A 12,891-nucleotide genomic window follows, 5' to 3' on the forward strand; every position below is an offset into this window, starting at 1 on the left:
ACATTATGCGGCTTCTTCCCGACGCTGATGCGACCGGACGAATTCCTGCAGCATCTCGAAGATCGGGCCCTTCATGTCCTCCCGCGCCAGCGCGAAAGCGATATTGGCCTGGATGAAACCCTCCTTCGAACCGCAGTCGAACATGCGGCCGTCGAAAGGCTGGGCGAAGAAGGCCTGGGTCTGTGCGAGACGCACCATTGCGTCGGTCAGCTGGATCTCGTTTCCGGCGCCGCGTTGCTGGCTGGCAAGCAACGAGAATATCTCGGGCTGCAGGATGTAGCGGCCGTTGATGTAGAAGTTCGACGGCGCGTTGGCAGGAGCCGGCTTTTCGACCATGGCCGTTACCTCGAAGCCCGTGCCGACATCAGCGCCGCGCCCGACAATGCCGTATTTGCTGGTCTCGGTCGGATCGCAACGCTCGACGGCGATGACGTTTGCGCCAGTCCGTGCGTAAAGATCAGCGACTTCGGCGAGACAGCCACGCCCGCCGAAGGACACCATGTCCGGCAAAAGCAATGCGAAGGGCTCGTCACCGATGACTTCGCGCGCGCACCAGACGGCATGGCCGAGGCCTTGCGGCGACTGCTGGCGGATGAAGCTCGTCGCGCCGGCGACGGGAAGCAGGCTTTCAAGCGATTCGAGTTGCGCCTTCTTGCCGCTCTGCTCCAGGGTTCCGATCAGTTCAGGATGCAGGTCGAAATAGTCCTCGATCACCGCCTTGTTGCGGCCGGTGACGAAGACGATGTGCTCGATGCCGGCCTCGAACGCCTCGTCAACCGCATATTGCACGACAGGCCTGTCGACCACCGGCAGCATTTCCTTCGGCATGGACTTGGTCGCCGGCAGGAACCGCGTTCCGAGCCCCGCCACCGGTATGACTGCCTTCCTGACTTTTTTCATTGCATGTTCCTTCTGAGGAGATCGATTTCAACCCTGTCGCAGGCGGCGAAACTGTCTTCATTCACCTGCAGCCCTTCACCTCCCCGCCACTACGGCAAACTGTGCCGCTACCCTTCGCAGCCGGACGGCGATCGGCATGCTCATATGCCGAACCGCCGCCGGATCGCTGAGCGCCGTCCATATCGCCTTGAGCGGCGACCGCGCCTTGATGTGCTGAACCAGCGACAGGAATGATGCCGCCCGCCGCAGGCTGCGAGCGCGCCTGGCGAACGCCGCCTCGGCCGCAGCATCCATGGAATGGGTCGCGGCGAAGGTGGCATCGGCCCTGCGCATCGCCTCGACGTGATGAAGTTCGAGCACCCGGGAGATGGAACCGGTGCGAATGTGGTAGATATAGCCCGTCGTCGGCTCGACCATGCATTTGCCGCCTTTAGCCAGAGCACTGGCCAGGAGGATATAGTCTTCGCCAATGATCAGGCTTTCATCGTAACGAAGCCCGTTCTCGTTCAGGAACCGGCGCTGGAAGATCGGCTTGAGGTAGCCGAGATTGAACCTCGATTCGAAGAGGACATTGCCGCCGATGAAATCTACCAGCGAGATTTCACCGAGGCCTTCCAGATAGTCAGCCGGGAACATCGTCTCTTCGGCAACGCCATCCTCGCGAACGACCTGCAGATTATCGACCGCGATCTCGGCGCCCGCTTTCTCCGCGCGCTCGATCATGGTGCAGAGTCGCCCGGGATAGACCGCGTCGTCGGAATCGAGGACCGCGACCCACCTGCCGCGTGCAAGCTCAAGGCCGGCATTCCTGGCGCCGCCGGGGCCACGGTTTTGCTCAAGCGCGACAACGCGTACGATGTCTTCGGGGTAGGATCTTGCCAGGTCGAGCGTCCGGTCGCGCGACTTGTCGTCGACGACGATGACCTCGACGCTGATATTGCGCTGGGCGACGGCGCTGGCAATCGCCCGATCGATGGTCGCCTCGGCATTGTAGGCGGCAATCACGAAGCTCACGTCAGGCTGCACGCTTGCCCCCTTGCTGCGGCGAAGACAGGCCGTATTGGCGGATTTCACGAACCCCGACGAGGCCGCTGACGACGCCGACATGCATAATGCCGCGAAGCACGCTGCGGTTCCGACGTACGGGGTCGATGGCGACCGGAATTGCCGACAGGAAACTGTAGGCGGCCTTTGCCGCGGCAATGCCGACCTGCTTGAGCCGGGCAAGGCCGTGTGCGTTGCGCCCCAGAAGATGACCATGCGTCTGCCCAACGCGGAACCGGCGGCGGCCGAGCCAGTCGAATGCCGCCCTGGCAGGTGGCACCGCTTCGTCGACCCAAGCCTCCGGCGAAAAGGCGATGCGGCCGCCGGCCTTGACCATCTGGTCGAAGAATTCCGTATCTTCGCCGCCGGTCTGGCCACGCGCCAGGCTGAAGCGCCGGCCGCGCAGGCTCTCAGCGCCAATCCTGAGCAGGACGTTGCAGGTGTAGCCGGTGCGGATTTCGCCGCTCACCCAGACCGGGAAGGTCGAGTGGAAATCGCCTTTGCGCATCCAGGCGGGCGCATCCGGCAGGTAACGAGCTTGCACCGGCCCAAGCACCGTCGCAGCACCTGTTGCTTCCGCCGTCGCCACCAGTTCGGCAAGCCAGCCAGCGGTGGCCGTCTCGTCATCGTCGATAAAGGCGACGAAATCCGCCGCACTGGTATCGAGGCAAGCGTTGCGCGCGATCGAGATGTTGCGGGCCGGGGCGTGCCGGTAGGTCACCGGCAGCTTCAACTCCGCAGCCAGCGTCGTCACCATCTGTTCGGCCGTCGGCGTATCGTCGTTGTCCGCGATGATAACACCGACGTCGAATCCCGCGGGCATATCCATGGCCGCTATGGAGCGAAGCGTGTCGGCAAGCTCCGGCCGGCGAAATGTGCAGACGCAGATATCGATGCTTCGATTTTTCCTGACCGGGTCCATCACGCTACCCCGCGCTGCGGTCGCGGTGCGAGCAGTTGCAGCCAGAAACCGACCGACCAGCCGAAATGCATGACCATTGCCGAGACCCCGGCCAGCGCAATGTCGGCTTTGCGCTGGCTGACGGCGGTCCAAAAGCCGTAGCCGAGGCAGACCGACGCCCATAGCAAAAGCGGCACGGCCGCCAGCCAGTGGACGAAGGAAAAGGCGGCGAGAAGAACCACGGGGAACACCAGAAGCGGCACCATCTGCCGGATCTTCGGGATCATGCGGTGCTTGAGAACGTTCTTCGCCCGGCCACGGCCATAGCCGAGATATTGAAAATAGAGGCCCTTCAGCGAGGAGCGCGGGTAGTAGACCATTTGCGTCTTGCCGGTCATCCAGATGCGGTAGCCGGCCTGGCGGAGCCGATAGTCGAGTTCGGCATCCTCATTGTGGCTGAAGGTTTCGTCATAGCCGCCGACCGCGGTGAAGGCCGATATCCGCATCAGTGCGTGGTGGCCATGATCGACCCATTCCCCCGCCGAAAGATGCCGGTGCTTGGAGCCGCCGGTGCCGAGCCTGGAGTTCTGCGCCGCTGCCGCTGCTTTCTGAACCATGCCGCTGCCACTGGTCAGCATCGAGACGACGACCGAATCCGCACCGGTGGCCTGCGCTTCTTCGACCAGCCGGTCGCAATAATCCGCGGGATAGCCGCCATGCGCGTCGATGCGGATGAGGTAATCGACGCCATTCCCGAACCTGGCGACGGCGAGATTGATTGCCGCGCTCTGCAAGCGCTTTTCATTGTGCAGCAGGATCACCCGATGATCTTTTGCGGCGATGTCCGCGACGATCGTCCTGGTGCCGTCCGTGCTGCCGCCATCGGCAACGATGATCACGGCGCCCAGCCTCTCGGCCGCAGGGCGGAGCTCTCGAAGCAACGCGCCGATATGGGCTGCTTCGTTCAGGCACGGAACCACGATCATGCAGGATGGAATGTCGGTTTGCGTCATCGGCAGTCCTTCTATGCCAATGCTTCGGCAGCATATGGACCGGGAGCCGCAGTCAGCCCGCGGAGCTTTTCGACGAGCGCCCGGCAATCGGCGCGGTCGTAGCTCCATGTGCGCGGATTGCGGGCGAGAACACGCGCCCTCAATGTCTCGAACCGATGCTGCTCCATCGTGCCGACGGCGGCTTCGAGCGCCTCGGGCGTGGCTTCTGGCAAAAGAACCCCTATGCCTTGCCGGTCGAGGAACCGGCCGGTTTCGGTGGCTCCCATCGAAATCGGCACGGCTCCGAAGCGGCAGCCCTCATAGAGCCGATTGGGCAGCAGCCATTCGGAGTTCAGGCCCTGCTCAAAAAAGTCGATGGCCCAGGAAAAGTGAACCTCGCGGTAGATCGCCGCCATGTCCTCGGGATTGCGGTAGGGCCCGCCAAACGAGAGCCAGGGTTCCGATTCGACGAAACCGTGGAAATCGGGAAATTCGGACAGCGCCGGGCGGCCCCTGAGGACGATTTCAAAGCGGCCGTCGAGGCGGCGCGAAAATTCGGCCAGAAGCTCCAGGGAACGGCGGCAGCGGAGCGCCCCGAACCAGCCGATCCGCCAAGGTGGCGCAACGGGGTTCTCCGGCGCCGCGCGGTCATCCAGCGAGGCCGCGGCTGGCTCGAAATACTTGTTTTCGAGCAGTTCGACCGGGGCGGCAATCTGTCCGAACGGCTTGAAATAGTTGGCGATGAAGGCCGGAGAGCTGGTCACCAGAAGCTTCACATCCCTGGCCAGGAAGCGTTCTGCGCCGCGCATCGCCCAGCCCAGCGGATCGTCGCGAAGCAGCAGGCGATGGATATCCAGGCACTCGTAGACGATCGGCACCGTTGCCTGGAAAGCCGACCTGGCGCGGCGGGCAAGCGCCAGCATTTCCAGATTGCGCGCGATAATGAGGTCGGGCCGTGGCATTGAGCCCAGCTTCGAGCCGGTCGAGACGACTGCCTTCATGATCGCGGCCAGACGTTGGGCGAATCGGCCATCACGAGTCGGGCCGAGATCGATCGGCTGCAAGCCCTCGACATCAGCAACTGCGCTTGCCGTACGACGAAAGCCCGCCAGCGTAACCTGGGCGCCGCCTGCCTTGAGCATTATGATCCGCCGGCGCACTGCCGGGTCGGAGACGTCGTGTACCAAGTACAAGACATGCAGCATGAAAACTCGACCGCTGTTGGCCCGCCCGCGACAATGCTAGTACAGCTCTTGCTGCATCGCAACATTTTTGGTTGCAGCGTAGCAAAGATCCCCGTTTTTTGTTGCACTGCAAAATCGATGGGTTAATCTCGCTCTGCTTGGGCCACATGGACCGCGCGTTGGCCTGCCATCGGGCTGCGCGCCAATAATCACGACGCGAGGACCATCCTTGGCGTGCAGCATTTTCGGCCAACCCGCCTGCAATCCGCCCCTTCGCACCCGTCGATGGAAGCACGGGACTACTCACGAAATGAGGTCATTCCATGAAGATCGCGGTTGAAAACACCGTCTGCCTGAATACCGGGGATGCAGCGATTCTCCTGGCGATCCGCCATGTTTTCAAGACGATCGTGCCAGACGATATCCAGTTCTACGTCTTCGACAGCCAGCCGGAGGTGGCGGCGAGGCTCTACACGAAGAAAGAGTATCCTGATCTCGAATTCCACAAGCTGCTGTCGGAATCGCTGTTCCGCTACAAATACGGCAGCGGGCTGAAGAACCTGTTCAAGCCGATCTACAATCGGCTCGTCCTCAATGCCCTGCGGCGGTTCGGCTTCCGCGGCGTTCTCGGGCGTTTGTTCAGTTCAAGCAATCGCCGTGGTCTCGATATCTACAAAGACGCCGACCTCGTGGTCACGACAGGCGGAACCTATCTTGTCGAGACTTACAATCTGGAACGGCGACTTAATCAATTCCGGATCGACGCGATTCTGGGCAAGGACCCCGTCTTCTTCACGCAATCGCTCGGCCCGTTCAACAAAATTTACAATCGCCAGGAGTTGAGCCCGATCTTCGACCGGAGCCCGCTCATCCTGCTGCGCGACGAACGTTCGCGAGGCCACATTGTGGACATAGTGAAAGACCCCGGCAAATGCCACGTCGTGGCCGACGCCGTCTTTGCCCTGGCCGATACTGACAGGATCGGAAAAATTCTGGCCTCCTGCCAGTCGGCGACCGTCACCGGCCGCGTCGCCATTTCCGTCCGTCACTGGAACTATGTCAGCGACGGCGAGGGTGGCATGCGCCGCTACATCGACTCGATCCGCGCGATCGCGACCATCCTGGTCAGGGACCACGCCAAGGAGGTCACCTTCGTCTCCACCTGCCAGGGCGTGCCGGAATACGCCCATGATGATTCCAAGACGGCGCGGGCTATCGTTGCCGAACTCGATCCGGAGATCGCCAAGCATGTCAGCGTGGACGCTTCGTTCCACACGCCGGAGCAACTGATGGCACTGGTGAAAGGCTTCGACTTCGTCGTCGCAACGCGCATGCACATGATGATCATGTCGCTCTGCGTCGGCACGCCGGTGCTGCCGATTGCCTATGAATTCAAGACCAAGGAACTTGCCAAGCGGATCGGCGTCGCCGACCTGCTGCTCGACATCGACACGGTGACGCCCGAGGAAGCGAGCGCGAAGCTCGGCAGACTTACCGCCAATCTCGACCTCTATCGCAGGACGAGCCTTCAGGCAGTGCTTGAGGAGCATGCGTCGGCGATGTCGGCAGGTGAGCTTTTGAGGCCGGTGATTGCCGGCCTAGCGGGCGTTGCGCATGGCGCTGGAAAGCGTGGTGAACAGGGCGCTGCGCGACTGGCGAAGGGCGAGCATGAGGACCAGGCCGATCGAATAATTGAGGGCACCCGCCAGGACCACCGCGAGCAGGTCTGACTGGCTGGTCAGCGATGCCGGCAACTCGCGGTACACGGACCAGGCAAGCAGCGACGACGCGATGAATAGTCCCTGCATGACCAGGAAGTCGGCTGCGGTCACCGGGCCGACCCGGTGGACAAGAACGGCAAGTACCGGGACGCGCAGCACATAACCGCTGATCGCGTAGGCCGCCGCGACACCGACGGCGCCCCAGTGCAGGCCGATGATGAAGGCGGCGACCGTCGTCAGCGACGAGTAGATGCCCCAGTGGAACATGGTCTTGGTCTTGCCCTGGCAGATGAAGATCCATCCGGTGGTGCTCGAGACGGACTGGATCAGGCTGGCGATGCCCAGCCAGGCGAAGATCGGCGCCACCGCCGTCCAGCGCTCGCCGAAGAGGAGCCCGACGACCTGGTCCGACGTCAGCGTCAGCGCCGCGATGCCGGGCATAGTGATGGCCGCCAGCATCCAATTGGTTCGCACGTAGATGTCGCGAAACCGCGCCTTGTCCTCATGGATGCGGCTCAGCAGCGGCACCATCACGCGTGTCAGCGGCTGGTTGATGTTCTGCAGCGGAAACAGCAGGAGCTTGTAGGCGCGGTCATAATAGCCGAGCTCGATCGCGCCCGAATATTTTCCGATCAGGATGTTGTCGAGATTGCGCGAGAAGAAGTTGGCCAGATTGAAGCCGGTCAGATTGGCGCCGAAGGACAATATGTCGGTATCGACCTTCAGGTCCGGCCGCGACGGCGTCCAGCGCGCCACCTGCCATGCCGCGACCAGCGCGACAACAGCCGAAACCGCCGGGCCAATGACCAGCGACCAGTAGCCCAGCCCCGCATAGGCGGCGATTGCGGTAGTCGCAAGTCCGGCAGCGGCGGTAATCACATCGTTCAGCGCGAGTTGGCCAAAGCGCAAGTGACGGTTCATCAGCGCCAGCGGCACCGCGGCGAGGCTGCCAAGCAGCAGCGGCAAGGCAGAGCCGATGGTGATCCCGACCATGCGTTGATCGCCATAGAAGGCAGCGATGGCGGGTGCCAGGCATGCAACCACCACGGCACTGCCCATCCCCACCAGCGCACTGATCCAGAATACCTGGTTGAGCTGCTCGGTGCTGATATCCTTGCGCTGGACCACAGCCTGTTGCAGGCCAAGATTTTGAAGCAGCCCGACAAAGGCCACGATCGGCCCGACGGAAGCCACCAGGCCGAAATCCTCGGGCACGAGCAGACGGGCAAGCACGATGACCGAGAGAAACTGGATCGCCATCTTGAAGCCTTGCGCGCCGATCGTCACCATGCCGCCGCGCAGGGCGACGCGACCGAACTGGGGGGGCGGGTTGGCGTTCATGCCGGCTGCCTGGCTTCGGCCAGTTGAGCAACGATCTGCGCAAAACGTTCGTTGAGTACGTCCGCGTTGAAATCCTGCTCGATCTTGCGGCGCGCCGCATATGCGATGCGCTCGCATTTGTCCGGGTTCTCTGCCACCCAGACAAGCTTGCGGGCCAACGCCGCAACGTCTCGCTCCGGTGCGAGGAAGCCTGTCTCCTGATCCTCGATCAGTTCGGGGATGCCCGAGTGATAGGTGCTGACGACGATCAGCCCGGCGGCCATAGCTTCCATCAGCGCCACCGGAATACCCTCGAGATCGCCGTCTCGCGCGGCTACGCTAGGCAGCAGGAATACGTGGGCATTGCGCAGGCGCTGCTTGACCTCGGCATGCGGACGCGGCCCGAGGAAAGTCACCCGGTCGGCAATGCCGAGATTTGCGGCGAGCTTCTTCAAGTCGTCCAGCAATTCGCCGCCGCCAATCACCGAATAGACCCAGTCGCGCCGCGGCAGGCTGGCGAGCGCCCGAAGGGCGAATTCGATGCCCTTCTTTTCGGTCAGCCGGCAGACCGAGATGAAGGACAGCGTGTCCCGGTCCCAGGAACGCCAATGGTAGCCGATCTCACCGGGCCGCACGCCCATATGGTGAACCATGACTTGCGCCGGGGGTGCGCCGACGCCGATCAGGGCATCGCGGAAAAACGCGTTCACCGGGAGCTGGAGAACGCCCTTGTCGAAGACAACCTTGTAGCGCGTGAGCGTGTTGTCATGCAGCGGTTCGCCGACATCGCGGCCGTGGAATATGGTCACCAGCGGAGCGGAAATCCGGCCTCGTTTCATGGCGCGGGCGACGCGCATGCCGTTATTGCCGAAATGCGCGACGATCACATCGGCGTTCTGCAACTTGCGCGCAAACGCGATGTCGACAGCGGTCGAGAGCTTATCCCAGAACCTGCCCGACCATCTCCTGAGCGTCGGGCGAAAGCGCCCCAGCCCGCCCCACCAGCAGACGACCTTGCCAGGGAGAGCCTGCCAGCGGCGATCGTCGATGTTGCTGTCCTTGCCGAAGGACGTCTCGTTGCAGATGACGCCGACTTGCATGCCGCGCTCGAGGCACCCTTCTATCTGGTCGAGGACGAAGGTCTCCGACAAAGAGGGGAACTTATCAACTACGAAGCAAATCTTCATCGAATGGACGATCTTTCGAGGCCGGTCGGCGATCTGCTCGCGCGGATGAGGGATGACGCCCGTCGCCGCCGTGCGAGGCGCCTCAAGCGTCTGGTGTTGTGCGTGTCGTTGTCCCAAAGCAGCTCCCACCCTGGTCAGGCGCGAGAGCCGGCTTTTAGGCGACATGCATGGCTTTGGACGAAATACATCAGGCGGCACGCTCCAGCGCGCCTTGCCTGGCGCGGTCGAGAACGCCGAGAAAAGTCGCGAACTGGCTGTCGGGGTTCATTTGCGGCCGCTCCGAAAACAGCTGCGCCGCCGCCGACAGACGGTCGTACTCGGCCTTGTCGCTCCATAGTCGCCTGACCGCGGCGACCCAGTCGTCGAGCGGTGCGTCATAGTCGAGCACCACGCCGCCGGCGCCAATCGCTTCCGGCAGGCCGCCGCGACGGGACCCGACGACTGGAATGCCGCTGCAATGGGCCTCGGATGCCACCCGCCCCCAGGCCTCTTCCCATTTGCTGGGCGCCAGCAGAATCTTGGTGCGGCCATAGACGGTCTTCATGTCGCTGGTGCGGCTTTCCAGCCTGACGTTGCGCAGCGGGGCGATGATCTGTTCGATCTGCGCCCGATGGTCGTCGTCGAGCTTCCAGCTTTCGACGAACAGGAACGGAATTTCGGGGCATTGGCCGGCGATGCGCACGGCGAGTTCGAACCCTTTTTCATTGTAAGGATTGATCAGCGTGACGAATTCACCGGTGGTCGGCGTGCTGTAGAGCCCGGGATTGATGGTCGGCGGGATTACCGTCGAGTCGATGCCGAACTTTTCCTTATAGGTGCGCGCGGTGAATTCGGAGTTGGCGATATAAAGCGCCGAATGCAATTCGCGCAGGTCGCCGGCCAGTTCGTGGAACTCGACGTTCCGCAGATAGACCACCAGCGGCACGCCGAGCGCCTGCAGCGCCTTTCCGATCGGCACCGATTTATGGCACTGCACGACGGCGACATCGGGATCGAGCCGTTCGACCGCGAAGCGCGCCGCCTCCCAGGGAAACCATGCCCGCACGACCGGATAGCCGGGATAGCTGTCGATGACCGCTCGTTGGCGAAGCAGCTTCATCTTGGCGCGCGCCTTGAAGCCGAACATGCCGTCACCGAACAGCGCCGCCAGAACCGAGGCGTCATGACCGTGCTCGCGCAGCTGCTCGACCAGATGATGCGTGCTCGACTGAACGCCACCGCTGAACTGCGGCGTGTAGCCGTTGCCGCCCGCAAACAGAACTTTCATGGACCTGGCTCCTTGCTGGACCGCCCTAGCGTCACGCCGCCATTCTGCCGATGCTGTGGTATTCGATGCCGTGGCGGGCGATGACCTTGGGGTCGTAGAGATTGCGTCCGTCGAAGATAACGGGCGTGGTCAGCGCGTTCTTCAGCGCATCGAAAGACGGCGCGCTGAAGCTTTTCCACTCGGTCACGATCAAGAGCGCATCGGCGCCTCGCAGCGCGGCCTCCTTGGTGCCGCACAGTTGCAGGTCATCGCGGAGCCCGTAGATCGCCTGGCATTCCTGCATCGCCTCGGGATCGTAGGCCTGGACATTGGCACCGGCGGCCCAGAGCGCTTCCATCAGCGTGCGGGCCGGGGCCTCGCGCATGTCGTCGGTATTGGGTTTGAAGGCCAAGCCCCACAGCGCAAATGTCTTGCCTTTGAGATTGCCCTTGAAATAGCGGTCCACCTTCTCGAACAGGACCGACTTCTGCTGGTTGTTGCGCTCCTCGACGGCACGCAGCAGCTTGGCGTCGAACTTGACGGCCTCGGCGGTCTTGATCAGGGCACGCACATCCTTCGGGAAACACGAGCCGCCATAGCCGAGGCCCGGATAGATGAAGTGGTAGCCGATCCGCGGGTCGCTGCCGATGCCCTTGCGGACTTCCTCGATGTCGGCGCCCAGTTGCTCGGCCAGGTTGGCCATTTCATTCATGAAGCTGATCTTGGTCGCCAGCATGCAATTGGCCGCGTATTTGGTGAACTCGGCACTGCGCACATCCATGACGATCATCTTTTCGTGGTTGCGGTTGAACGGCGCGTAGAGCTCGCGCATCACCGCCTCGGTGTCCTCGTTGCTGGTGCCGACGATGATGCGGTCGGGCTTCATACAGTCGCTCACAGCGGACCCTTCCTTGAGGAATTCCGGATTGGAGGCGACGTCGAAAGCCAGATCCTCGCGCCCGCGCGCCTTCAGCGTTGCGGCGATCCTGGCCTTTATCCTTTCGCAGGTGCCGACGGGCACGGTCGACTTGCCGACGACGATCTTGGGCTCGTCCATCTCACGACCGATGGCCTCGGCGACGGCCAGCACATATTTGAGGTCGGCCGAACCATCCTCGCCCGGCGGCGTGCCGACGGCGATCATCTGGATCTGGCCATGCTTGATCGCCGCGGCGGCGTCGGTGGTGAACTTGATGCGGCCGGCGGCATGGTTCTCCTTGACGATGTTTTCGAGCCCAGGCTCGAAGATCGGGACATGACCCTGGTTGAGCCGCTCGACCTTTTTTGCATCGATGTCGACGCAGACCACCTGATGGCCGACTTCGGCAAGCACCGCCGCCTGTACAAGACCGACATAGCCGATTCCAAAGACAGTCAAATTCATTCGGTTTCATCCCTGTTCAAGGCTTCGGGCCTGTTCGAGCTTCGGTTTTCCGACCACCTTCGGCCCGGCCGGTTCAGATGCGCTTCTAGTTTGTGTTGCATGCCAGCGATTCGGGGAATTGGCAGGGCTGGCCAAGTGCGGTGAATGCAACACGATCCACCTGCATGGTGAGCTTGCGGCCCGGATCCGAGAACGGCCCCATCCACCCCTTCATCGTATCGCTGCCCCACAGGCTGAAATAGATCCTTTGCGAATGGGTGGGCAGCTTCGCCGGATCGGTGATCTCGTGGACAAGCTTGCCGTTGACGTACCAGCGCAGCCGGTCCTTTTCCCAGACGAAGGCGTAGTCGTTGAAGGCCTTGTCGGTGCCGCCGGCGACGTCGACCAGTTTCTCGTTCTTGCCTTTGCCGGCTATGTAGGCATTGACCTGGACCTTGGACGTGTCCTTGGTCAGCACCTCGAAGTCGATTTCATCATGCGGCTGCTTATCGGCATCGCCGACGAAGCTGAAGAATGCCGCGTTGACGCCAGAGCCCGTGTCGGTCTTCATCCGCGCCTCGTAGGTGCCGTAGCCGAAGCGCTGCTTGGTCTGGATCTCGGCGCAGGCGAATTCGCGATCCTTCAGCTTGCGCTTCTCGAAACCGAGCGTCAGCATGCCGTCGGAAAGCCCGATCAGGCTTTTGGACCAGGTGCAGTTCTGATGCTTGCCGTTCGTCCAGCCGTCGGAAATGTACCAGCGCGCGCGACTGAGGCTGGTGAAATCATCGACAAAGGACGGCGCGGTTGGGAGATCCTGCGCGCCGGCGGGCACCAGGCCCGCAACCAGACTGCCGAGAACGACCAGCAGAAACGCGCCGTCTGAACGGAGCCGCCGCAGCTTGCCTGGGATCGGGCGCGTGAACGGGGTGCCTCGGGTTGCCGGGGCGGGCGTGCTTTTAAGATCTGCGTTCATATCAAACTCACCTTGTGCTGTGCGCCCCCAAAGCGATCGTTCGAACCGTGACGAAACAAC

10 protein-coding genes and 1 pseudogene are annotated in these 12,891 nt (G+C 62.5%); 1 reads left to right on the forward strand and 10 read right to left on the reverse strand.

Annotated features, from left to right (window positions below; genetic code table 11):
- Positions 1–3 precede the first annotated feature (3 nt).
- The 5 genes from NKJ15_RS01635 to NKJ15_RS01655 all read right to left on the reverse strand — a co-directional run bounded on the left by NKJ15_RS01635 (position 4) and on the right by NKJ15_RS01655 (position 5,042).
- Positions 4–900, reverse strand: coding sequence for a UTP--glucose-1-phosphate uridylyltransferase (locus NKJ15_RS01635; RefSeq protein ID WP_352540412.1), 897 nt, complete (start codon positions 898–900; stop codon positions 4–6).
- A 75-nt stretch (positions 901–975) separates the two neighbouring features.
- Entirely contained in the window at positions 976–1,926 is a 951-nt protein-coding gene (locus tag NKJ15_RS01640) for a glycosyltransferase family 2 protein (protein ID WP_352813828.1), read from the reverse strand.
- Positions 1,916–2,866 carry a glycosyltransferase family 2 protein gene (locus NKJ15_RS01645; RefSeq protein ID WP_352813830.1) on the reverse strand — a complete coding sequence of 317 codons (951 nt, stop codon included), beginning with the start codon at positions 2,864–2,866 and terminating at the stop codon, positions 1,916–1,918. The genes NKJ15_RS01640 and NKJ15_RS01645 overlap by 11 nt, the downstream gene beginning before the upstream one ends.
- On the reverse strand, positions 2,866–3,858 hold the full coding sequence (locus NKJ15_RS01650; RefSeq protein WP_352813832.1) for a glycosyltransferase family 2 protein: 993 nt from the start codon (positions 3,856–3,858) through the stop codon (positions 2,866–2,868). Before NKJ15_RS01650 ends, NKJ15_RS01645 begins: the two co-directional genes overlap by 1 nt.
- 11 nt (positions 3,859–3,869) lie before the next feature.
- The gene (locus tag NKJ15_RS01655) at positions 3,870–5,042 is read right to left on the reverse strand and encodes a glycosyltransferase family protein (protein ID WP_352645380.1); all 1,173 of its coding nucleotides are present in this window, start codon (positions 5,040–5,042) and stop codon (positions 3,870–3,872) included.
- A 302-nt stretch (positions 5,043–5,344) separates the two neighbouring features.
- On the opposite strand from NKJ15_RS01655, the pseudogene NKJ15_RS01660 reads away from it, so the two are divergent.
- Positions 5,345–6,397 (forward strand): annotated as a pseudogene (locus NKJ15_RS01660) (polysaccharide pyruvyl transferase family protein); the annotation flags it as partial.
- Positions 6,398–6,619: 222 nt separating this feature from the next.
- Here NKJ15_RS01660 and NKJ15_RS01665 read toward each other — a convergent pair.
- The 5 genes from NKJ15_RS01665 to exoK all read right to left on the reverse strand — a co-directional run bounded on the left by NKJ15_RS01665 (position 6,620) and on the right by exoK (position 12,831).
- Positions 6,620–8,083: a lipopolysaccharide biosynthesis protein gene (locus NKJ15_RS01665; RefSeq protein WP_352813834.1), complete on the reverse strand. Its 1,464-nt coding sequence runs from the start codon at positions 8,081–8,083 to the stop codon at positions 6,620–6,622.
- A complete protein-coding gene (locus tag NKJ15_RS01670) occupies positions 8,080–9,366 on the reverse strand; it encodes a glycosyltransferase (protein WP_352813836.1) in 1,287 nt (428 codons plus the stop codon). The genes NKJ15_RS01665 and NKJ15_RS01670 overlap by 4 nt, the downstream gene beginning before the upstream one ends.
- Before the next feature lie 70 nt (positions 9,367–9,436).
- Complete coding sequence (locus tag NKJ15_RS01675) at positions 9,437–10,516, reverse strand: glycosyltransferase (protein ID WP_352487965.1); 1,080 nt, start codon at positions 10,514–10,516, stop codon at positions 9,437–9,439.
- A 31-nt stretch (positions 10,517–10,547) separates the two neighbouring features.
- Complete coding sequence (locus NKJ15_RS01680) at positions 10,548–11,879, reverse strand: UDP-glucose dehydrogenase family protein (protein WP_352469923.1); 1,332 nt, start codon at positions 11,877–11,879, stop codon at positions 10,548–10,550.
- An 85-nt stretch (positions 11,880–11,964) separates the two neighbouring features.
- Entirely contained in the window at positions 11,965–12,831 is an 867-nt protein-coding gene (exoK, locus tag NKJ15_RS01685) for an endo-1,3-1,4-beta-glycanase ExoK (RefSeq protein ID WP_352767249.1), read from the reverse strand.
- Positions 12,832–12,891: the final 60 nt, after the last annotated feature.

It is taken from the genome of Mesorhizobium sp. M0207 (assembly GCF_040321995.1).
Lineage (GTDB): Bacteria > Pseudomonadota > Alphaproteobacteria > Rhizobiales > Rhizobiaceae > Mesorhizobium.

Bases quoted from the DNA above. Each gene is read 5' to 3' on its own strand.
- NKJ15_RS01665 (WP_352813834.1), bottom strand. From the start codon at position 8,083: ATGAACGCCAACCCGCCCCCCCAGTTCGGTCGCGTCGCCCTGCGCGGC.
- exoK (WP_352767249.1), bottom strand. From the start codon at position 12,831: ATGAACGCAGATCTTAAAAGCACGCCCGCCCCGGCAACCCGAGGCACC.
- NKJ15_RS01650 (WP_352813832.1), bottom strand. From the start codon at position 3,858: ATGACGCAAACCGACATTCCATCCTGCATGATCGTGGTTCCGTGCCTG.
- NKJ15_RS01655 (WP_352645380.1), bottom strand. From the start codon at position 5,042: ATGCTGCATGTCTTGTACTTGGTACACGACGTCTCCGACCCGGCAGTG.
- NKJ15_RS01645 (WP_352813830.1), bottom strand. From the start codon at position 2,866: ATGGACCCGGTCAGGAAAAATCGAAGCATCGATATCTGCGTCTGCACA.
- NKJ15_RS01635 (WP_352540412.1), bottom strand. From the start codon at position 900: ATGAAAAAAGTCAGGAAGGCAGTCATACCGGTGGCGGGGCTCGGAACG.
- NKJ15_RS01675 (WP_352487965.1), bottom strand. From the start codon at position 10,516: ATGAAAGTTCTGTTTGCGGGCGGCAACGGCTACACGCCGCAGTTCAGC.
- NKJ15_RS01680 (WP_352469923.1), bottom strand. From the start codon at position 11,879: ATGAATTTGACTGTCTTTGGAATCGGCTATGTCGGTCTTGTACAGGCG.